Genomic DNA, 20,959 nt, shown 5'->3' with positions numbered 1-20,959 from the left:
TCCAGGGGATGGCTGGAAATCCGCAATTCGGCAGCCATATCTACCTACCAGATGGTATAGGCGAAGAATACTATTTAGTATAGTGACGTCGGTAACAGCGTCCGGCAGTTCTGGAATTCGTTGCGGTCGACGGCCGATGTCGTGAGCCGGCCGCCCGGGGTGTGCCGTTCCCCAGGTCGGGTGTCCGCATTCGGTGACATCGACTGTCAAAAAGTCGCGGCAAAGGTAAACGCCGCAACGGTTCTCGGCGCGGCATGGGTTCCTGGTCCAGCCTTGGCCCGGCACGCCGAGCGCCCAGAAGAAGTGCTGAGAGTTACGGTCGGATCGATGGGGATTTGGATGGCGGCAGCGAACAGCTGTTGTTTGGTGCCGTAGTAGTGATGCACAAGAGCGGCATCCACGCCGGCGGCCGCAGCCACCGACCGGACCGAGGTTCGGTCAAGACCATTGAGCGCAAAGAGTTCTCGCGCACAGGTCAGGATGTGTTCCCTGGTGTTTGAGGTGCCGGTGGGGCGTCCAGGTCGCCGGCGTCCGGTGTTTGTCGTTTCCACGCTAGGGTGTCCGTCGGCGTAGGGTTGCGGCGGCCAGGCAAAGGGATGCGACCGCGAAAACCACCACGACGACGATGTCGCGAAGAGCGATGTAGGTGAGCTCGGGATGAGCTCCCACCTGCTGCAAGGCTTCCAGAGCATAGCTTGCGGGCATGGCGTTGCTGACCCACTCGAGCCAGGTAGGCATGACCGCACGAGGGACGATGATGCCGGCCAGCAGCAACTGCGGCACCATCACCAAGGGGATGAACTGCACGGCCTGAAACTCCGTGCGGGCGAAGGCACTGAACAACAATCCCAAACCGACTCCCAGAATGGCGTTGACGACTGCGATTACGAAGACCCACACGGGACTGCCCGCGGTGTCGAACCCGAGCAGCCAAAACGAGACGATGCAAGCCACCGTGGCCTGTGCCGCGGCCGCGAGCGAAAATGCTGTGCCGTAACCGGCCAGCATGTCCAGCCGCCGCAGCGGCGTGGTCAGTACCCGCTCCAACGTCCCGGATGCCCGCTCTCGCCGCATCGTGATCGAGGTGATGATGAACATCACGAATAGCGGGAACAGGCCCAACAGGATCAAACACGCGTTGTTGAACGGCGTTTGCGCGCCGGGGCGGTGCGGGGCATTTTCGAACATGAAATACATCAGCGTGATCACCAGCACCGGCACCAGCAGGATCATCGCAACGCTGCGGTGATCGGCGGCGAGCTGACGCAGGATTCGCGTGGTGGTAGCGGTGTAGGCGCGCAGGCCTATTGGGCCTGGTGCGTGGTGGTGTGGCGGCGGATCATGGAGAGAAACGCCTCCTCCAGCGACATGCATCCGGTGTCCTTCCGTAGTTGGGTCGGGGTGGTCTGCGCCACTAGGCGGCCGGCACGCATCAGCAGCAGATCGCCGCAGTGCTCGGCTTCATTCATGACATGACTGGAAATCAGCAATGTCGTTCGGGCGCGGGCTAGCTCGGCAAACTGCTGCCAAAGATCTACGCGCAAAACGGGATCCAGGCCCACCGTAGGTTCGTCGAGGACAAGCAAGGTGGGGTGGCACACCAGCGCGCACGCCAGCGACACCCGGGTTCGCTGTCCGCCGGACAGGTTGGCGCAGTAGTCGGTGCGGTGATCGGTCAGGCCCACTCGCGCGATCGCATCATCGGCGGCTTGCCTGTTGTAGCCGTAGAGGGCGGCGAAGTAACGGACGTTGTCAATGATTCGCAGGTCGTGGTAGATCGCTGGATCTTGTGGCAGATATCCGACCTGGCGGCGCAGCACGGCAGAACCGGCCGGATGACCCAGCACGGTGACGGTTCCCGACGTCACGATCTGGGTGCCGACGATGCTGCGCATCAGGGTGGTCTTACCGCACCCGGATGGCCCGAGCAGGCCGGTGATGGTGCCGCGCGCAATGTCGACCGAGAAGTCGTGCAGCGCGGAGTGTTTGCCGCGGATGACCCGTAGGTGCTTGATGCTGACAGCCGGCTGTGACCCACCTGTTAGCGATTCAACGCGTGTTGAAGTCACCATGCGATGAATAGTCGACCTAGAAGTGGGGGTTTGTCAAGAGGAAGGGCACAATCGCTGCGATGAGCGCTGAGCAACTGCTGGTCGACCCGGTACCTGCCGCACATCGACTGCTCGGGGCGACCATCGCCGCGCGGGGGGTGTGCGGCGTCATCGTCGAGGTCGAGGCCTACGGCGGGGTTCCCGACGGCCCGTGGCCCGACGCGGCGGCCCATTCCTATCGCGGACCCAGTGCGCGCAACCGCGTCATGTTCGGTCCACCCGGTCGGCTCTACACTTACCGCAGCCACGGAATCCACGTATGCGCCAACGTCGCGTGTGGTCCCGACGGTACGGCCGCGGCGGTGCTGCTCAGGGCGTGCGCCATTGGTCGCGGTACCGATGTCGCCCGGTCCCGCCGGGGTGGGCTGGTTGCCACCGCCGCGCTCGGGCGTGGTCCGGGAAACCTGTGTTCGGCGCTAGGGATCACCATGGATGACAACGGGATTGATTTGTTTGACCCGGCCAGTCCGGTGACGCTTCAGCTGCACGAACCGATCGCGGCGGTCTCGGGGCCGCGGGTGGGAGTCAGCCGCGCCGCCGACAGGCCCTGGCGGTTGTGGTCGGCCGACCGTCCGGAGGTGTCGGCGTATCGACGAAGTCCACGAGCACCCGCCCTCGGGGCCAGCGACTAGAGTCTTGCGCGATGTCTTCAAACTCTTCTGGGTCAGCTGGGATCCTCGACGAGCTGGGCTGGCGCGGCTTGATCGCCCAGTCCACCGACCTTGACGCGCTGGCCGCCGACGCACAGCGCCCGCCGCTGACGGTTTATGCCGGTTTCGACCCCACCGCGGCAAGCCTTCACGCCGGACACCTGGTGCCGCTATTGGCGTTGCGGCGATTTCAGCGAGCGGGCCATCGTCCCATCGTGTTGGCGGGTGGGGCCACCGGGATGATCGGCGACCCTCGCGACATCGGTGAGCGCAGTCTCAACGACGCCGATACCGTGGCCAACTGGACCGAGCGGATCCGCGGCCAGCTGGAACGCTTCGTCGACTTCGACGGATCTCCCACCGGCGCGATCGTCGAGAACAACCTCGAATGGACCGCCGCCATGTCGACCGTCGAGTTTCTGCGTGACGTCGGCAAACACTTCTCGGTGAACGTGATGCTGGATCGGGACACGATCCGGCGGCGGCTGGAGGGCGAGGGGATCTCCTACACCGAGTTCAGCTACATGCTGCTGCAGGCCAACGACTACGTCGAACTGCACCGGCGCCACGGCTGCACGCTGCAGATCGGCGGATCGGATCAGTGGGGCAACATCATCGCCGGAGTCCGCCTGGTGCGCCAAAAGTCGGGTGCGGCGGTGCACGTCCTCACGGTCCCGCTGGTGACCGCCGCCGATGGCACCAAGTTCGGCAAATCGACCGGCGGCGGCAGCCTTTGGCTGGACCCCGAGATGACCAGCCCGTACGCCTGGTACCAGTACTTCGTAAACACCGCCGACGCGGATGTGATCCGCTACCTGCGGTGGTTCACGTTCCTGGTTGCCGAGGAACTGACCGAGCTGGAGCAGGCCACCGCCGAGCGGCCCCACCAGCGCGCCGCCCAACGCCGGCTGGCGGCCGAACTCACCACCCTGGTGCATGGGGAGGCGGCCACCGAGGCCGTCGAGCACGCCAGCCGAGCGCTTTTCGGCCATGGCGAGTTGAGCCGGCTCGACGAGGCGACTCTGGGGGCGGCACTGCGCGAGACGAGCATCGCCGAACTCGAACCGGGCACCCCGGACGGCATCGTGGATTTGCTGGTGGCCACCGGGCTTTCGGCCAGCAAGGGCGCGGCGCGGCGCACCATCGGCGAAGGTGGGGTGTCGGTCAACAACATTCGGGTCGAGACCGATGAGTGGGTACCGCAGACATCGGACTTCCTGCACGGCCGCTGGCTGGTGCTGCGCCGTGGCAAGCGGAACATCGCCGGAGTGGAACGCGTCGGCTGAGCCGCTCTTTCCCGGTGAATGAAATGCATAGTCCAGCATTTCTCAAAGCACTGGGCGCTGCGGCTCGGCTATTCGCGGCTTACCGTGAATGCAAACTGGAATTGATTGGAGAGCGGCTTGGTGGGGGACCAGGGAACGCCGGAGCCCTGGGTGGGGGACCAAGCCGGGGGCGCCCAGCGCGGTGGACACCCGATAATTGACTGATAACCGCGCGGCGCGCCTCGTGGTAATTCGAAGCCCGGCTGTCGCGTCGGTGCCGCGCAACGGCGCCGGTGTGTCCAGCGGATAGAACTTCGTTGCCGCCCGCCCGGGTCCGTACTCCATGGCACGCGGCAATGATGTTGGCTGGCAGGCATTTCCGAGGGGTGGCGGGCCGTGCCTTGGTGGGGATCAATACCCCTCGATCAACCGATCCCCACCGTGACAGCGCGTCTCGAGCGATCAGCTCACTCAACGACCTCGTCGGCGCTCAGGCCGGCATAGAAGGCCGAGTAGGTGGTCTCGGTCTCGCGGAAAAGCAGTTCAATGGCCACGTCAAAATTCCCAATCTTCGGTGTGAATTGCCTAAAACAGAATGGTATTTTAGTATTCTGTTCCAGATATCTTTATGGACGCGGATAGTTTAAAACAATATTTGTGATATATGAAATCAATCCGCCGGTTGTGGGAAGTCGTTGTCCCCCAATTGTGGGACGTGATTCGGTGGCCTTATCAATGGGTTTCCACTGATTTTGACTAGCCATGCACGCCTCGGCCGTCTACCGTGAAGGCGCAGGGGCCCAATGGATTTGGCCGTCAAGGAAGTGTCCGATGAGTAGCCGGTAACTGCGCAGCAGTCGTCGGAGCCCGGAAAGCCGGACTAGGGCGGGCCGGCAGGGCCGCCAGCCGCACCGATCAAACCACCGCGACCGCCCGCACCGGCAACCGCGCCGGCCGCGCCGCCATTACCGCCGTCGCCGCCGTCGCCGCCGTGACCACCCTCGCCGGCAACGGATGCCGTCGAGGACGATGAGGTGTTGCCGCCAATCCCGCCAATCCCGCCGGCGCCGCCGGCACCGCCGGTGCCGCCGACCCCGCCGGTGCCCGAGACTCCACCCGCGCCACCGGAACCGATCAACCACCCGCCGTTTCCGCCGTTACCGCCAGTGCCGCCGGCCCCGCCCGTTCCGCCGACCGCGGTCGAGTCTGCTCCATAGCCGCCATCGCCGCCTTGTTGTCCGGTGGCGGTGCCATCGCTACCGCCGATGGCGAATCCGGCGTTACCCCCATCGCCTCCGGTTCCGCCGGCGGCGCCGGCGCCACCCATGCCTCCGGTGCCCCCGACGCCTCCGGTACCACCGTTGCCGAACAGTAGGCCGCCATTGCCGCCCTGGCCGCCGGTCCCTCCCGTGCCGCCGGCGCCGCCGGCGGCACTGCTGGCGAATCCGGCGCCGCCGCGCCCGCCGACCCCACCGACGGCGTCACTCTGGTTGGCATGTCCGTCGCCACCCCAGCCGCCCGCGCCGCCGGCACCACCGGCAACCTGGGCATCGCCCCCGTTGCCGCCATTTCCGCCGGTGGCCGACGGCTGCGGCGCATCGGTCTGACCGGAGGTGTCCCCGCTGCCGCCGTTGCCGCCCATGCCGCCATTGGCGCCGTCGCCGCCCTTGCCGCCCTCTCCGCCCAAGGCGCTGTTCTGGTTGGTGGAGGTTGCGCCGCCACCCTGCCCGCCAACGCCGCCGTTTTGGATGGTGCTGCCCGCGGCGCCTTCCGACCCGTTGCCCCCGGTGAGGGGGTTGGCGGCGGGATCGTCGGTGGTGGTCACATCTTGGCCGGCTGCGCCGGAGTTTGCGGTGTCGAAGACCAGGGGGTTGGAGCCGTTCGTTCCGGCCACACCGGTGCCGCCTTGTCCGCCGGCGCCGCCGCTGCCGAACAGCAAGGCGCTACCACCGTTGCCTCCAGCTCCGGCCATGCCGCCGTTGAAGCCGAGTGTGGCGGTGCCGCCCATTCCGCCGTTGCCGCCGTTGCCGAACAGCAGCCCGCCGGTGCCGCCATTGCCCCCGGCCGAACCGGCGCCGCCGGTTCCACCGTTACCGCCATCGCCGAATAGCCCCGCGGACCCACCGCCGCCGCCGGCTTGGCCGAAATCGCCGGCCGCGCCGTTGCCGCCGTTGCCGATCAAGAGTCCGCCGTCTCGGCCGTCTTGTCCGGGGTAGGTGCCGTTGGAGCCGTTGCCGATCAGCGGACGCCCAAGGATGGCCTGGGTGGGCGCATTGATGAGGTCGAGCAGTGGTTGCAGTGGCGAGGCATTGGTGGCTTCGGCCGTCGCGTACAGGTTTGAACCGCTGGCCAGAATCCGCACGAAGTCGTCGTGAAATGCGGCCATCTGGGAACCCAGCGATTGGCATTGCTGGGCGTGTGCCCCGAACAACGTGGCCACGGCGGTCGACACTTCGTCGGCGGCCGCGGCGGCGACCGCGGTGGTCGACGCCGACGCCGCCGCATTGGCGGCGCTGATCGTCGAACCGATCCCGGCCAGATCGGTTGCTGCCGCCGAAATCAGCTCCGGCGCTGTGATGACAAACGACACAGTGCGCTCCCATCGGTTCATGACGCCCCAGGAAAAAAATTGCCGACGGCGCCCTCGAGAATGGCCACGACAGCCGACTGCAACACGATATAAAGATACGCGCTCTATTGCTGCGATTTCAGCGCAATGGTCAATTTAGACCAACCGGGCGGGCCTCTCGAATTCACCCTATGATGAATTGCTCACGGCCTTTTCTTGTGTTCATGTGCACACATTTTCTAAAACCACCATCGGATGAATTTGTTTTTTTGGTTATCGCGCGCACATCGCGGCGTGTTTCCGGGCATGGCCGGTCATTGGCACTGCGTCGCACTTCGACAGTCTGGGTTGCCTTCGCGCGTTCAGAGCATGGAGTCAATCATCATCTGGGCCGCACCCACATAGCTGGCGCTCACGTCGCTGGTCTCCCGGTAGTCGATGAACGCCGACTGATGGTTCGAGGTGTTCAACAACTCCATGAACACTCCGATGAGGTGGGTAATGCCCAGCTGTGCCGAGAAATCCGCGGTGTAGTTCATCGACGCTGCCTGCTGGAATTTCTCACTCTGCAGGGTCTTGGTCGTGGGTGCCCCAGGGCTCCGGCGTTGTTGATTAGCAGGCTTGTGAGCTGGGTTGATGATCTTTGGTGCCGCGCTATTGGGGCCGGAGTGTAGGCACGGGCTATCTGGAGAACGATCGAGTTGGTTACTGTTCGTCGTTGGTCTGGAGTTGCCCCCCTGGTGGGTGCCCCCATCACGTTCACGTTGGTCAAACCGGTCGAGGGCGCGCTGATCAACTGATTGACATCGCCCTGCAATACCGCGGCGGCATCGGTGCCGTCGGCTGGTTTGACCGTGACGTGTATCGCCGCCGTGTTGTTGGGGTCGAACAGTGTCACCCAGTTCGGACCCCGGTCGGTCAGCGTCCAGCCCGGCGCGGGTGTGATGGAGATGCCGTCCGCGATGGCGATCGCATTCGCCGAGGTCAGCGTGAGTCGTGCACCCCGCACCGCAGGCGGGAGAGCCGTTGGCGGGTTGACGGGTTGGGAGAGGCCGGACCCCGCCGGCGCTGTCGCCTCAGCATGGCCACCGGGCAGCATCGGCGGCAGTTTGGTCCGGCCGGTGGTGCCGCTCAAGACGATCAATGCGGTCACCGCCGCGGCGATCAGGACGATCACCACGATGACCGCGGCGACCGTGACCGGTCGCAGCCGGTGCCCTACCTGCACTCCGTTGCCGGGGAACTGCAGCGGCGGGGGAGTGCGCGGCGGGGTCGCGGGCATCACGGCTGCTGGTTCGGCAGCGGTTGTTGCCCCCACATCGACAGTGGTGTTGCCATCGTCGGGGGCGGGGTGGCGGGCCAGCGCGGCCGTGGCTGTCCCGCAGACCTGGCAGAAGGCGGCCTCGGCCTCGATCATTGCGCCGCAGTGGGCACAGACCTGGCGGGTGCCAGGGGCACGCGCCAACGTGGCGGCACCAGTGAGGGCCGCTTGGGCTTCGGCCAACAGCGAGACATGCAGCGCGTAACGCACGCCGAGCAGTCCGGCCGCGCCCAGCACCAGCGCTGCCAAGGTGGTCAGCACGATGCCACGGGTGCCGTAGGGGGCCAGCAGGACGGTGGCCAAACCGTAAAGCACCAGCAGCGCCAAACCTTTGGCCAGTCCCGAGACGGTATTGACGCCGACCCCGCGCAGCGGCACCAGCGCCATCGCGGCGGCGGTAGCGAAGATGATCGGCTGCAAAAGCCGAGTGTCAGGGCGATGAACGCGACGTGAGCTGGATCCCCGGCGGTAGCCCCGAGGTGGGAGAAGGCGCCGCGTTGTATGGCCACGCTCAGGCCTAGAGAGAACGCGGCCCCGCTTAGCGAGCAGATGGCTACGGCATCGACAGAGTGCCGGAAGGCGCTGCGGGCGGTCACCAGCACAGGCGGAATCAGCACCGCGACAAAGGTCACCGCCGGGACGAGGATGCCCAGTTCCAGGACCTGGGCCATGGTCGGCATCCGATGTCGCGGCGCGGCCAGCAGCACCGGCTTGGTGAGGTGGTGTTCGAGCATCCCGACCCCGACACCGAGTGCCAGAGACGTCAGCAGGGCCAAGCCGAGAACGCTGATCGGCTCGCCACGCCATAAGTCGTGGTCGTGCATATAGGTCAGTACCGCCGCGGGCAGCGCAATGGCGGCCAGTATCAGTGCGACTGAGAGCATTCCGAATGCGGCGGCGATCAACGCCGCCACCAGCGCCAGCCCGATAGCGCCCCGGTAGATGTGGTGGCGTCCCCCGGCCAGGTGCGGCATCAGGGTGCTCACCACCGCCAGCGAACGCACCGGTTCTTCGGGGTGGGCAGCGAAGTGCCGGGACCTCTGAATGGCGGGATGCAAAGGGGTGCCGCAACGAGAGCAGAAGCGTGCCGCCTCAGGGTGTGGTGTCGAGCAATTCGGGCAGTCCATGTCTCTCCTCCCGGCCATCCAGCGACTGGTTGGGTCGAGGCGGCGCTGGCGTCAGCTGACCCGGTCCCCGCCGCGCAGAGAGCAGCGAAGGTGCGCACGGGGGCTCACTGTTTTGCGGCGACTCGAGAAGATCCGTTGCGTCAACTTTGACCGCCGAGTTGGGTGGCCACCGCGGCCTACCGGGGGGCGCGGCATCCATCCTGATGCCGTGATCAAGCCCGATTGCTGGACCCACCTCAACCATCGAACCAGTTAGCCGAGGTAACGGATAGGGGCGGAAGCCCCTAGCGGCGGGCGGCCGCGCGCTACCCGCTGGTTCTCGGCGATCTTGGTCGCGCCGGGCGCGGTGTCGTGCAGTGACGCGCCGATCCGGTTCTAGCTGCGATCCCGCACGTCCGAGATGGCGGCCCCCGGTGGTAGTCGCAGCTGGACCGTTAGGTCTAGCCGTGTTGGCCGGCGTTGCCGGAGGTGCCTGCCACACCGTTGAGCCCAGCGTCACCGTCGACGTGGATCAGACCCTCGGCGATGCCACCGGTGCCGCCGGCCCCGAGGGCGCCACCGGCCCCACCGGCACCGGCTCGGCCGCCGATTCCGGCCGCGCCGTCCACTCCCGAAACCCCGATCAACCCGCCCTGGCCGCCATTTCCGCCGCTGAGCCCGGCAGCACCACCATCGCCGCCGTCCGCGCCGTTGCCGCCGCCGCCGCCGTTGCCGCCGTTGCCGCCGATTCCCGTCGAGTCGGCGCCGGAGCCGCCGTCCCCACCCTCTTGTCCCTGGGCGGCGGTACCGGTGGGGTCGAAGTTTCCAGTCGCGGTGCCGCCGTCTCCGCCAGCGCCTCCGGCGCCGCCCGCGGCACCCGTGCCGCCGGAGCCGCCAACACCCCCGGTTCCCCCTGCGCCGCCATTGCCGACGAGCAGCCCGGCGTTCCCGCCGTTGCCACCGGCGCCGGCCGCGCCGCCATTGCCGCCGGATAGGTCGCTGGCGGCGCCGTTGCCGCCATGGCCGCCCTTGCCGCCGGTGGCCGCTCCGCCCGCTGTCGAGGCGCCCCCGTCCCCGCCAGCGCCACCCGCGCCGCCGGGGCCACTGCCGTTGGCTCCGTTGCCGCCGTTGCCGCCTTGGTTGTTGTCGAAGCCAAATGTGTCCGTCGCCGCTCCGCCGACCCCACCATCGCCGCCGTTGGCGCCTCCGGAGCCCGCGGCACCGCCGTTACCCCCGGTGCCGCCGATTCCCCCGGCGCCGGTCGCTTCGCCGCCGGTTCCTCCGGTGCCGCCGTTCTCACCTGGTGCGCCGTTATCGCCCGTGTGGCCGGAACCGGCGTGACCGTCTCCGGAGAAAGGAGTACCCGAGGCCCCGGTTCCCGCGGTCCCGGTCGGGGTGGGGTTGGTCCCGTCGGTTCCGGCCATGCCGGTGCCGCCCTGCCCGCCGGCGCCGCCATTGCCCAACAGCACCGCGTGGCCGCCGCTGCCGCCCTGCCCCGCGACACCGCCGTTGACGCCAGCCATCCCCACGCCGCCCATCCCGCCGGCACCACCATCGCCCAATAGCAGGCCGCCGGTGCCGCCGCTGCCTCCGGCGGCGCCCGCTCCGCCCACGCCACCCACGCCACCGCCGCCGAACAGCCCGGCGGCGCCTCCCATGCCACCCGCCGCGCCGATGCCGCCGGCGCCACCGTTGCCGGCGGTGCCGATGAGACCGGCGACACCACCGTCGCCGCCGGTTTGACCGGCGGCTCCCGAGCCGCCGTTGCCGCCGTTGCCCCACAGCAATCCGCCGGCCCCGCCGTCGGCGCCGGTTCCGGGAGCACCATCGGTGCCGTTGCCGATCAATGGGCGGCCCAGGAGTGCCTGGGTGGGGGCGTTGACCGCGTTGAGTAGTTCCTGCAGCGGTGATGCGTTCGCGGCCTCGGCGCCGGTATACGCGAGCGCGCCGGTTTTGAGGGTCTGGACGAACTGGTCGTGAAATGCCGCCATGTGGGCACCGAAGGTTTGGTATTCCTGCGCGTAGGTGTCAAATACGTGTGCGACGGCGGTGGATACTTCGTCTGCGGCCGCCGCCGCCACCGAGGTAGTCAGGGCGGACGCGGCGGCATTGGCGGTATTGATAGTCGAGCCGATGCTGGCAAGATCGGTTGCCGCCGCTGCCACCATGTCCGGGGCCGCGATCAAAAATGACACGCTTTACTCCCATCAATTCACTACTCGGTGAATATTTCGCGCCGATTTTCACGCAATCCGAATTATCGGAAGTGAATGATTGTATAGCGAGACTCCGTTGGATATCTGGATTTTTCGAATACGGATCGGCGTCCCGCTGGACGCCAATTCGGTAGCAGATTCCGCCCGAGAGTCGCTAGTGGGCCGGAGGTGACTGGCGTGACTGAACGGGCCCCAGACAGCCGACCTCGATGGCTGGCAACTGGCCGTCGGCAGCGGCTACCGCGTAGACAGTGGCGGCGGTGTAGAAGGCGTCCTCGGTCATCAAGCCACGTTGGGCCAACTCGACCCGATCCACCGGGGTGCCCCATATCGTGCCGAACAGCTGCTTGAGCAGTGCGGGATCCGGGCGACGCAGGTTCAAATGTGGTTTTTGACGAGCCAGCTCATCGCGGCGGGCCACCGCGCGTGCGGCCATGAGGCGCCATTCCGGCAGCCGGGGGTCGCCGCGCAGCAGGTCCAGGAAATGCGCGACGGCAGGCAGGGATCGGGCGAAAAACAAGGTGCGGGTAGTCAGCCGCGCAGACACCGCAACCGCGTCGTCGCCAAGGGCGGAATTTTCTTCGGCGGTCAGCCAATGCGCCCTGACGTGCTCGGGAAAACCTGCGTCGTCGATGATGCCGGTTGCCAATGCGTAGTGGTGGGCGACCGTCTCCAGCGAGAGTTGATAACTGTCGCAGGGGACTTCGGCGGCAGCTAGCGCGGCCCGGTCACCGACGTTGCCGCTGGCGTCGGGGTGGTTCAAACTCCAGTGCCAGGCGGCCACCTGCTCCAATGCGGGCAGGTAGGCCCACCGATCGCTGGCGCACAAGCTCAGCAGCGAAAGTACGTCGATATCGGCAACGTCAATGGCGTCGATCGCGGGCTCGGCGCTCTCCGCGGCGTCCAAAGCCACCGGCGTCGGCGGTGACCAGCGTTGCCGCCAGCGCTCCGACCACACGGTCGGGGGTGGGCCGGGCCGCACGGCGGTACTGGCTTGACCGCGGAGCACTTCTTGAAGCGCGAGCACCGCATCGGCGTGTTTGATGTCCACTCGCAGAGACCTCAACTGCTTTGCCAGATTCTGGCTCTCGCCGGCGCCAACGGTGTCCAGCAGGCGATTCCAGGTCCGCTGGGTAAACGGTGTACTGCGGGCCGTGTCGATCAGCTGATCCGCTAAAGCTGCTGGTAGCAAACCGGATTCGACGGCGTGCGCCAAGGTTTGCCGAATGTTGACCAGCGCATCGACGAAGATGGGATAACCGTCTTCGGGATCGCCGTGCACCATCCCCACCTCGTCGTCTGCTTCCAGCAGCCCGTCCCGATATCCTTCGAAAACCCAGCCGTAACCCTCCATACCGAACGGGTGCAGCTCGGCGGCTCGCAATGCTCCCATGCTGGACGAACCGACGACCCGAATGCCGTCGGAGATCAGGGTCAGCAGTTCCTTGTGACGCACCGATGCCTGCTGGAAGAACAAGCCGTCGACAATGAGCAGCGCATCGCCGGGCCGCAGCCCGTAACCAAGAGCGTGGCCGAACGCGATCGGCGGCACCACCTCAGCGTGGGGCACCACGGCGTGCACGTCGTCGTCGCTGATCGTGGGCCCGGCCGTGACGACGATCCGTCCGCCGGTTGTCGTGAATGTCACTGGTGCTCCTGCAGCGGGGTTCGCATCGGCGAGGCTATCGAAGCGGACAAACCGGGGGCTATCACCTTCACCACCGGAACGCAGGCGTCGGCGAATTCGCAGACGACCGCGAGCGGCTCGGTGCCAGAACGTTTGGTCACCGCGGTCGCTGCGGTGGCCAGCAGCTCGCCCAGCGAGTTGGTGTAGTCGATGTGCCACGCGGTGGGTTCGGCGTCGGGCATCGATTGCATGGATCGGTGCACCGCCGCATAACTGTGAACCCGGGCGAACCGGTGGTAGATCGCTGAGGGCAGGTCCTCGCGGGCTCCGCTGATGGCGGTCAAGCGCGATTGTGCGGCTTCGGTGATCGCCCTGGACAGGGCGACATTGGGGTCATGGTGAAGTCCGCTGCCGCTGAACGGAACTTCCAACATCGGCGACGTCAGCTCGGCGGCGAAGCAATAGAAGCCGTCCCACGTGTCGATGCGAGCGACCTGCACTTCGCTTCCAGCTTGGTGGATCATTTCGACCAATTCGGCGCAGTCGGAGCGGGCGACGTCCTCGAGGGGGACATGGAAAAGGGTCGATCCGGGCTCGGCGGTGGCCATGCCGTGGCGCTCCATAATCTCGTAGAGCGCGTGCACTGTCGCTTCGTGGTAGCTGTTGCCCGAAGCCAATCCGGTGGTGTCCATGCCGAACATCGGAGGTCCCCAGGAATCGTTGACAGCGACATTCACCACGGTGTACAGCCACGGCACGAGGGTCCGTCGGCCGCTCAACAAAGTTGTCGCAACCATCCAGTCGAGCTTGGCCGAAGGGTGATACAGACTGCCTGCCGGCCGGTTGAGGTCGGCTGGGTCGTAGGTCAGCTCCGCCGTGAGATCCCTTGCCGGCGTTGCCAACATGGTGGGCGTGACGTTTTCAGCGTGCCAGTTTTCCAGGGACTCCATCACGGCCGACACCTGAGCGGCCCGGTAAGTGGTGGCTTTTCCCTGGCTCACCGACAAGGTCAGGGAGGCGGGGCGCACCGCCTGCACGGTGGGAATCCCGAGATCGTCGAGCCAGGTCAGGTCGGCGACTCGGGTGATTCCGGCTTGCGCCAGCAGCGGTTGGACCGCCTGCCAGGTTTGATCGGGAGAAATGGTCCGGTGAGTACCGGCTCGATGCCCGATCGTGGTGGGGTCGGCGTGCCCGAGGACTCGAACCGGCCAGTGCGACCAATCCGGACCGTTCGGCTTTTGGGGCAACTGCCGCGTACCAAGCCGGGGAGGTTTGGGCATTGCTTCACGCTACTCAGTTGGAGCCGGCACAGGGGCCATGAAAAGTCGCTGAAAAAGATCCAGCGGGATCTCATCGCGGGGGGGAGGGGGCGGCGATGAGACCCCGCTGGCAGTCGGGGATCAGATGAGCGCTGAGCTCTCTCTGTCTGCTGTGCGAAGTGGTGTTCGGCGGGGATCTCAGTACTTGGGGGGGCGTATGAGATCCCCGCCGATGGTCTATGTAGTTGCTGCCCTTCGGGTGAAGGGGGGGTTCGGCGGGGGCCTCAATACTTGGGGGGGATGGGGGCGAAAGAGGCCCCCGCCGATTGGTCTACTTAGTTGCGGTGCTGGTAGCGGGTTCGTTCTCTTGTTTCGTTCCCGCGCTGAAAACCATTCTGCGGGGGGCGCGACGCCGCTGCTATCCCACAACCAGCTGATTGGAAGGGGAAATTCGGCTCCCCCAACCGCCCGATACTCCTTGTCCCCCGATTGGGGGACAAGGAGCGGCTGTCCTAGCGCCTGGCCCCCTCACCACCTGCGGCAAAACGCGTTAGTGTGCAAACCTTTACCCCACCGAGGCGTGAATGTGACTGTCGTTGAGCACTGTTGTCACACGGTGATTTGTGCGTCCGGAGCTCCACGACTGACAGGTGAAAACGGGTGATGACACAGCAGTCAGACGGTGCACCACGGACCTGCCGCGCGGGCGGACCGGCGCTGGCCCTTCGATTCCTGGCGTTGACCGCCGGGGTGTTCGGGGTGTCGGCGGCCGTGGCGGCTCCGATACACGCAGACATGATGGGCAATGCCTTCCTGACGGCTCTGAACAACGCCGGCATCTCCTACAGTCAGCCCGCCGCAGCCATGGCAATGGGCAGGTCGGTGTGCCCGATGGCGGTGGAGCCAAACGGGACGTTCGAGTCCGTGGTGGCCAGGATGGTCGACAAGAACGGGATGCCCCGCGAGACCGCGGCCGCGTTCACCGTGGTCGCGATAGCGACCTATTGCCCAGCGGTGATCTACCCCCTGCTGCCCAACCGGCTGCAGGCCTGACCCACTGGGCCCATCCGGGCTGATTGTGAGCCTGCCCGGCGTGCCCGTAACCTCTAGCGAGTGGTCGACGACAGGCACGGTCGCGGTGGGCAGCGACGACTGCGATCGGCGTCGGGCGATGCACCACGGCGCGGTCCACGGCGGGATCGTGACGGTTCGTGGTCGGGCCCGGGCCGAGCGCGTCCGGCTCAGCCGCAAAACGCATCCGGTGACGGGACCCGCGCGCGGCCGGAAGGTCCGGCGGCGCCGCCCGGCGTGGACGCCAAGCAACTGGCACCCGAGATCCGGCGTGAATTGAGCACCCTGGATCGGGCGACCGCTGATGCAGTCGCCCGCCACCTGGTGGCAGCCGGAGAGCTGCTCGATGAGGACCCGCAGGCTGCGTTGGCGCACGCGCGTGCGGCTCGGGCGCGCTCCAGCAGGATCGCCGTGGTTCGTGAAGCCGTCGGCATCGCGGCCTATCACTGCGGTGATTGGGGTCAGGCCCTGGCCGAGTTGCGAGCGGCGCGCAGGATGGGCAGCAAGTCCGCGTTGCTGGCGCTGATGGCTGACTGCGAGCGTGGCCTCGGGCGCCCGCAACGGGCCATCGATCTGGCCCGCGGTCCCGAAGCGACGCAGCTCAGCGGTGACGACGCCGACGAGTTGCGGATTGTCGCCGCGGGGGCCCGGGCAGATCTTGGACAGCTGGAGCAGGCGCTGACCCTGTTGTCCACACCGCAGCTGGATCCGGACCGGACCGGCTCGACCGCGGCTCGGCTTTTCTATGCCTACGCCGACACGTTGCTGGCGCTCGGCCGTCGCGACGAGGCGTTGCATTGGTTTCTGCGTTCGGCGGCCGCCGATAGCGAAGGCGTCACCGACGCCGAGGACCGAGTCGACGAACTGTCCGAGTAGCGGTGAAAAACATTGCGCAGGAATATGACTGCCTGCTGATCGACCTGGACGGGACGGTGTTCCGCGGCAGCCAGCCCACCGAAGGCGCGGTTGAGTCGCTGGATGAGGTCACGGCGCGCAAGCTGTTCGTCACCAACAATGCGTCGCGCAGCGCCGGCGAGGTCGCGGTGCACTTGCGCGAGCTCGGCTTCACGGCCACCAGCGAAGACGTTGTCACCAGCGCTCAGAGTGCCGCTCATCTGCTGGCCGCCGCCCTGCCACCGGGTTCGAAGGTACTGGTCGTGGGCGCCGACGCGTTGGCCGACGAAATCAGCGCGGCCGGTCTGCGTCCGGTGCGCCGTTTCGAGGACCAACCCGATGCGGTCGTCCAGGGGCTTTCCCTGACCATCGGGTGGCCCGAGCTTGCCGAGGCGGCGCTGGCCATCCGGGCCGGCGCGTTGTGGGTGGCCGCCAATGTCGACAAAACGCTGCCCACCGAGCGCGGTCTGCTGCCGGGCAACGGATCGTTGGTGGCCGCGCTGCGAACCGCCACCGGCGCACAGCCCCAGGTGGCGGGCAAGCCCGGGCCACAACTGATGAAAGACGCCGTGGGGCGTGGCGACTTCCGTGCTCCGCTGGTGATCGGCGACCGGCTGGACACCGATAGCGAGGGGGCCAACGCCGCCGGGTTGCCCAGTCTCATGGTTCTCACCGGGGTCAGCAGCGCACGGGATGCGGTGCATGCCGATCCCGTTTGCCGGCCCACATATATCGGCCATGACCTGCGCTCGCTGCGCCAGGACCGCGCCACGTTGGCGGTAGCACCGCAGGCCGGCTGGCGAGTGCAGGTCGACGGCGCGGCGGTGACGGTCAGTGCCAACGGCGAGCAGGCGGGCGACGATCTGTCGATCGTCCGTGCCGTCGCGTGCGCGGTGTGGGATGCCCAGTTCGACGGCCGGCCGTTCACCGTGAACGGCGGTGACGACCACGCGTGGGAGGGCCTGCACCGCTGGTCCCTGGTGCACAGCGAGTAGCGGCCAACTAGCGTAGGGAGTCCGATGACTATTGATCCTGACCAAATTCGCACAGAAATCGAATCGCTACTCGCTCAATTGCCCGAGGTCGCGGATGGTGCAAACGGGCCGTCTCTGGCTGAGCTGGAAGACATTGCCCGTCGCCTTTCAGAGGCACACGACGTGTTGTTGCAGGCCTTGGAGTCGGCGGAGAAAGGTTGAGTGCGGCGTGGCACGGCGTACCCGCGTTGACGCCGAGCTGGTGCGCAGGGGACTCGCACGTTCCCGCCAGCAGGCCGCGGAATTGATCAGCGCCGGCAAAGTGCGTATCGATGGCCTGCCGGCGGTGAAGCCGGCCACCGCCGTGGCGGCTACGGCCGCGCTGACGGTTGCTGCCGACAGCGAACGCGGCTGGGTATCACGCGGAGCCCACAAGCTGATCGGTGCCTTGGACGCTTTCGGCATTGACGTGCACGGCCGTCGCTGTCTTGATGCGGGCGCGTCGACCGGGGGGTTCACAGAGGTGCTGTTGGACCGCGGCGCCGCCGAGGTGGTCGCCGCCGACGTCGGGTACGGCCAGCTTGCGTGGTCACTGCGAACGGATCCGCGGGTGATTGTCATCGAGCGGACCAACGTTCGCGATCTTTCCCCGGCGGCCATAGGCGGGCAGGTCGACCTGGTGGTGGCCGATTTGTCGTTCATCTCGCTGACCACGGTGTTGCCCGCGCTGGCTGCGTGTGCTTTGCCGCACGCCGATATCGTTCCGATGGTGAAGCCACAGTTTGAGGTCGGCAAGGGCCAGGTCGATGCTGGCGGAGTGGTGCAAGATCCCGCCCTGCGCGCCGGGGCGGTGCTGTCGGTCGCGCGGCGCGCCGGGGAGCTGGGCTGGCACACCGTCGGTGTCACGGCAAGCCCCCTGCCCGGTCCGTCGGGAAACGTCGAATACTTCCTGTGGCTGCGCGCCCAGACCGATCGGCCGTTGTCCGATGACACGCTCTCGGATGCGATCCAAACTGCCGTGGCCGAAGGTCCGGGCCGAGAACCGGCCGGGCACGCGGAACGAGGCCCGCAGTGACCGCCACCCGTACCGTCCTGCTGGTGGTCCACACCGGGCGCGACGAAGCCACTGAAACCGCACGACGGGTTGAGAAGGTCCTGGGTGACAACGGTATTGCCCTTCGGGTGCTCTCGGCGGAGGCGGTAGACCGGGGGTCGCTGCATCTGGCGCCCGACGACATGCGGGCCTTGGGCATCGATATCGAAGTGGTTGACGCGGATCCGCGCGCCGCCGACGGCTGCGAGTTGGTCTTGGTGCTCGGCGGCGACGGCACCTTCCTGCGGGCCGCTGAGCTGGCCCGCAACGCGCAGATTCCGGTGCTCGGCGTCAACCTGGGGCGGATCGGCTTCCTGGCCGAAGCCGAGGCCGAGGCCATCGACCGGGTGCTCGACCATGTGGTGGCGCGCGACTACCGGGTAGAGGAACGCCTGACGCTGGACGTCGTCGTGCGCAAGGCCGGCTGCGACCTCGAAAAGGGATGGGCGCTCAACGAGGTCAGCCTGGAAAAGGGGCCCCGGCTGGGAGTGCTGGGGGTGGTCGTCGAAATAGATGGGCGATCCGTGTCGGCGTTCGGATGTGACGGGGTGTTGGTGTCGACTCCGACCGGATCCACCGCCTATGCCTTCTCGGCGGGTGGTCCGGTGCTCTGGCCGGATCTGGAAGCGATTCTGGTGGTGCCCAACAACGCCCACGCCCTGTTCGGGAGGCCGATGGTGACCAGCCCCGAAGCCACGATCGCCGTCGAGATCGAGCCGGACGGGCACGACGCCATGGTGTTCTGCGACGGTCGCCGCGAGATGTTGATGCCGGCCGGCAGCCGGCTGGAGGTGACCCGTTGCGATACCCCGGTGAAGTGGGCCCGCCTGGACAGCGCGCCGTTCACCGATCGCCTGGTTCACAAGTTCCGCCTGCCGGTAACCGGCTGGCGCGGGAAATAGCGGCTCGCACCTGTGCTGACCGAGATACGAATTGAATCGCTTGGCGCCATCAGCGCCGCGACCGCGGAGTTCGATCGTGGCCTGACCGTGCTGACCGGCGAGACAGGCACCGGCAAGACGATGGTGGTCACCGGACTGCACCTGCTCGGCGGTGCCCGCGCCGACGCCAACCGGGTTCGCTCGGGTGCTGACCGCGCGATCGTCGAGGGCCGTTTCACCACCGTCGATCTCGACCAGAGCGCGACCGCACACCTGGATCACATGCTCGACGCGTCGGGGGCAGATCGTGACGAGGACGGCAGCGTGATCGCGCTGCGGTCGGTCAGCAGCTCCGGTCCCTCGCGGGCGTATCTGGGCGGGCGCAGCGTGCCGGCCAAGTCGTTAAGCAATTTCACCAACGAACTCCTCGCCCTGCATGGGCAGAACGACCAGCTGCGGCTGATGAGGCCCGAGGAACAGCGCGGGGCGTTGGACCGCTTTGCGACCAGCGCCAGCGCACTACAGCGCTACCGCAAGCTGCGTGACACCTGGCTGTCGGCACGACGCGATCTGCTGGACCGCCGCAACCGGGCCCGAGAGCTGGCCCAGGAGGCGGATCGGCTGCAGTTTGCGCTCGACGAGATCGACACCGTCGACCCGCAGCCCGGGGAAGACGACGCGTTGGTGGCCGACATCGCGCGGCTCTCCGAGCTGGACACCCTGCGCGAGGCCGCGTCGGCGGCGCGCGCCGCGTTGTCGGGCGCATCGGAAGAAGCATTCGGGACCGGTGCCGCCGAGTGTCTGGGCCGGGCCCGAGCGGCCCTGGAATCCAGCGACGACGCCACCCTGCAGGCCCTGGCCAAGCAGGTCAGCGACGCGCTGGCGGTGGTCTCCGATGCGGCCGGGGAACTCGGCTCCTATGTGGATGCCCTACCGGCCGACGCCAGCGCTTTGGACACCAAGCTGGCTCGCCAAGCGCAATTGCGCACGCTGACCCGCAAGTATGCCGCCGACATCGACGGGGTCTTGGCGTGGGCGCAGGACTCACGCGCCCGGCTGGCCGCACTCGACGTGTCCGAGGAAGGTCTGGCAGCGCTGCAACGCCGTGCCGGCGAGCTGGAGCATGAAGTCGCGCAGGCGGCGGCCGAGCTCAGCAAGACGCGGGCCAAGGCGGCCAAGCGGCTGGCCAAGGAGGTCACCGCCGAGCTGTCCGCTTTGGCGATGGCCGATGCCGAATTCACCATCGCCGTCGGCGTCGAGGTGGCTGACGAGGACGATGCCGCCGCGTTGACCTTGCCGACCGGTGAGCGGGTGCGCGCCGGTGGTGACGGCGTCGACCTGGTCGAATTCGGCTTCGCGGCGCACCGTGGAATGACGGTGCTGCCGCTGGCCAAGAGCGCGTCCGGCGGCGAGCTGTCCCGGGTGATGCTGGCGCTCGAGGTCGTGCTGGCGGCATCGGCGGCCGGCGCCACGATGGTTTTCGACGAGGTCGACGCCGGCGTCGGCGGCTGGGCGGCAGTCCAGATCGGGCGCCGCCTGGCGCGGCTGGCGCGCACTCATCAGGTCATCGTCGTCACGCACCTGCCGCAGGTCGCCGCGTACGCCGACGTGCATCTGATGGTGCACTGCACCAAGGGCGGTGCCAGCGAGGTGCGGCGGCTCTCCGACGATGAGCGCGTCGGCGAGCTGGCCCGGATGCTGGCCGGGCTCGGGGAGTCCGACAGCGGTCGTGCGCATGCCCGTGAGCTGCTCGATACCGCGCGGAACGACAAGGATTAGCCGGCGATTAGTTAGCGCGCGTCGCTGTCTTGTTGAAGTACGGCAACAATTCGGCGAACAACCCCGCAATGGGGTTGTGACAGGTGTGACGACATATAACTTATGGGGCTGATGTTACGGCGCGCCTCCCCGCCTAGGCCGCG

At 67.1% G+C, this 20,959-nt stretch carries 18 protein-coding genes and 2 pseudogenes; 11 read left to right on the top strand and 9 right to left on the bottom strand.

The window, feature by feature from the left end; translation table 11 throughout:
- Positions 1-308: 308 nt before the first annotated feature.
- The 3 genes and pseudogenes from MMSP_RS26220 to MMSP_RS16985 form a co-directional block, all read right to left on the bottom strand.
- Positions 309-551, bottom strand: a pseudogene (locus MMSP_RS26220) (TetR/AcrR family transcriptional regulator); the annotation flags it as partial.
- Between the two features lies 1 nt (position 552).
- On the bottom strand, positions 553-1,302 hold the full coding sequence (locus MMSP_RS16990; RefSeq protein WP_235065894.1) for an ABC transporter permease: 750 nt from the start codon (positions 1,300-1,302) through the stop codon (positions 553-555).
- 2 nt (positions 1,303-1,304) lie between these two features.
- Entirely contained in the window at positions 1,305-2,072 is a 768-nt protein-coding gene (locus MMSP_RS16985) for an ABC transporter ATP-binding protein (protein ID WP_020787631.1), read from the bottom strand.
- A 59-nt stretch (positions 2,073-2,131) separates the two neighbouring features.
- Here MMSP_RS16985 and MMSP_RS16980 point away from each other — a divergent pair, with 59 nt between their 5' ends.
- Complete coding sequence (locus tag MMSP_RS16980) at positions 2,132-2,743, top strand: DNA-3-methyladenine glycosylase (protein ID WP_015355943.1); 612 nt, start codon at positions 2,132-2,134, stop codon at positions 2,741-2,743.
- A gap of 11 nt (positions 2,744-2,754) precedes the next feature.
- Positions 2,755-4,047 (top strand): tyrosine--tRNA ligase, encoded by a 1,293-nt coding sequence (tyrS, locus tag MMSP_RS16975; protein ID WP_020787630.1) that lies wholly within the window; start codon positions 2,755-2,757, stop codon positions 4,045-4,047.
- Positions 4,048-4,906: 859 nt separating this feature from the next.
- On the opposite strand, the gene MMSP_RS28705 is transcribed toward tyrS, so the two are convergent.
- Complete coding sequence (locus MMSP_RS28705; RefSeq protein ID WP_235065785.1) at positions 4,907-6,616, bottom strand: PE family protein; 1,710 nt, start codon at positions 6,614-6,616, stop codon at positions 4,907-4,909.
- A gap of 341 nt (positions 6,617-6,957) precedes the next feature.
- The gene (locus MMSP_RS26930) at positions 6,958-7,134 is read right to left on the bottom strand and encodes a hypothetical protein (protein WP_020787629.1); all 177 of its coding nucleotides are present in this window, start codon (positions 7,132-7,134) and stop codon (positions 6,958-6,960) included.
- 97 nt (positions 7,135-7,231) lie between these two features.
- Here MMSP_RS26930 and MMSP_RS27585 point away from each other — a divergent pair.
- Together MMSP_RS27585 and MMSP_RS28700 are read left to right on the top strand one after the other, a co-directional pair.
- A pseudogene (locus tag MMSP_RS27585) lies at positions 7,232-7,330 on the top strand (transposase); the annotation flags it as partial.
- A 119-nt stretch (positions 7,331-7,449) separates the two neighbouring features.
- Positions 7,450-8,121, top strand: a complete 672-nt coding sequence (locus tag MMSP_RS28700; protein ID WP_235065784.1) for a hypothetical protein — start codon at positions 7,450-7,452, stop codon at positions 8,119-8,121.
- 49 nt (positions 8,122-8,170) lie between these two features.
- On the opposite strand, the gene MMSP_RS28695 is transcribed toward MMSP_RS28700, so the two are convergent.
- The 4 genes from MMSP_RS28695 to MMSP_RS16940 all read right to left on the bottom strand — a co-directional run bounded on the left by MMSP_RS28695 (position 8,171) and on the right by MMSP_RS16940 (position 14,145).
- Positions 8,171-8,902, bottom strand: coding sequence for a hypothetical protein (locus MMSP_RS28695; RefSeq protein WP_235065919.1), 732 nt, complete (start codon positions 8,900-8,902; stop codon positions 8,171-8,173).
- A gap of 581 nt (positions 8,903-9,483) precedes the next feature.
- Positions 9,484-11,217, bottom strand: coding sequence for a PE family protein (locus MMSP_RS29600; RefSeq protein WP_020787627.1), 1,734 nt, complete (start codon positions 11,215-11,217; stop codon positions 9,484-9,486).
- A 175-nt stretch (positions 11,218-11,392) separates the two neighbouring features.
- Positions 11,393-12,886, bottom strand: coding sequence for a TfuA-like protein (locus tag MMSP_RS16945; protein ID WP_020787626.1), 1,494 nt, complete (start codon positions 12,884-12,886; stop codon positions 11,393-11,395).
- Positions 12,883-14,145, bottom strand: a complete 1,263-nt coding sequence (locus MMSP_RS16940) for a YcaO-like family protein (RefSeq protein ID WP_036426653.1) — start codon at positions 14,143-14,145, stop codon at positions 12,883-12,885. The genes MMSP_RS16945 and MMSP_RS16940 overlap by 4 nt, the downstream gene beginning before the upstream one ends.
- Before the next feature lie 642 nt (positions 14,146-14,787).
- On the opposite strand from MMSP_RS16940, the gene MMSP_RS16935 reads away from it, so the two are divergent.
- From MMSP_RS16935 to recN, 7 genes are read left to right on the top strand one after another with little or no spacing between them, the layout of a single operon-like run.
- On the top strand, positions 14,788-15,177 hold the full coding sequence (locus MMSP_RS16935) for a DUF732 domain-containing protein (RefSeq protein WP_012394235.1): 390 nt from the start codon (positions 14,788-14,790) through the stop codon (positions 15,175-15,177).
- 60 nt (positions 15,178-15,237) lie between these two features.
- Positions 15,238-16,071, top strand: a complete 834-nt coding sequence (locus MMSP_RS16930) for a tetratricopeptide repeat protein (protein WP_200861950.1) — start codon at positions 15,238-15,240, stop codon at positions 16,069-16,071.
- 2 nt (positions 16,072-16,073) lie between these two features.
- On the top strand, positions 16,074-17,084 hold the full coding sequence (locus MMSP_RS16925; RefSeq protein ID WP_020787623.1) for an HAD-IIA family hydrolase: 1,011 nt from the start codon (positions 16,074-16,076) through the stop codon (positions 17,082-17,084).
- A 24-nt stretch (positions 17,085-17,108) separates the two neighbouring features.
- Entirely contained in the window at positions 17,109-17,285 is a 177-nt protein-coding gene (locus MMSP_RS26925; RefSeq protein WP_012394238.1) for a hypothetical protein, read from the top strand.
- Between the two features lie 7 nt (positions 17,286-17,292).
- Positions 17,293-18,138 carry a TlyA family RNA methyltransferase gene (locus MMSP_RS16920; protein ID WP_020787622.1) on the top strand — a complete coding sequence of 282 codons (846 nt, stop codon included), beginning with the start codon at positions 17,293-17,295 and terminating at the stop codon, positions 18,136-18,138.
- Positions 18,135-19,058, top strand: a complete 924-nt coding sequence (locus MMSP_RS16915; protein ID WP_015355933.1) for an NAD kinase — start codon at positions 18,135-18,137, stop codon at positions 19,056-19,058. Before MMSP_RS16920 ends, MMSP_RS16915 begins: the two co-directional genes overlap by 4 nt.
- Positions 19,059-19,070: 12 nt before the next feature.
- Complete coding sequence (gene recN, locus MMSP_RS16910; RefSeq protein WP_020787621.1) at positions 19,071-20,816, top strand: DNA repair protein RecN; 1,746 nt, start codon at positions 19,071-19,073, stop codon at positions 20,814-20,816.
- The last annotated feature ends 143 nt before the right edge of the window (positions 20,817-20,959 follow it).

It is taken from the genome of Mycobacterium sp. 012931 (genome assembly GCF_000419295.1).
Taxonomy (GTDB): Bacteria; Actinomycetota; Actinomycetes; order Mycobacteriales; family Mycobacteriaceae; genus Mycobacterium; species Mycobacterium marinum.
This window is presented reverse-complemented; position numbering and strand designations above follow the sequence as displayed.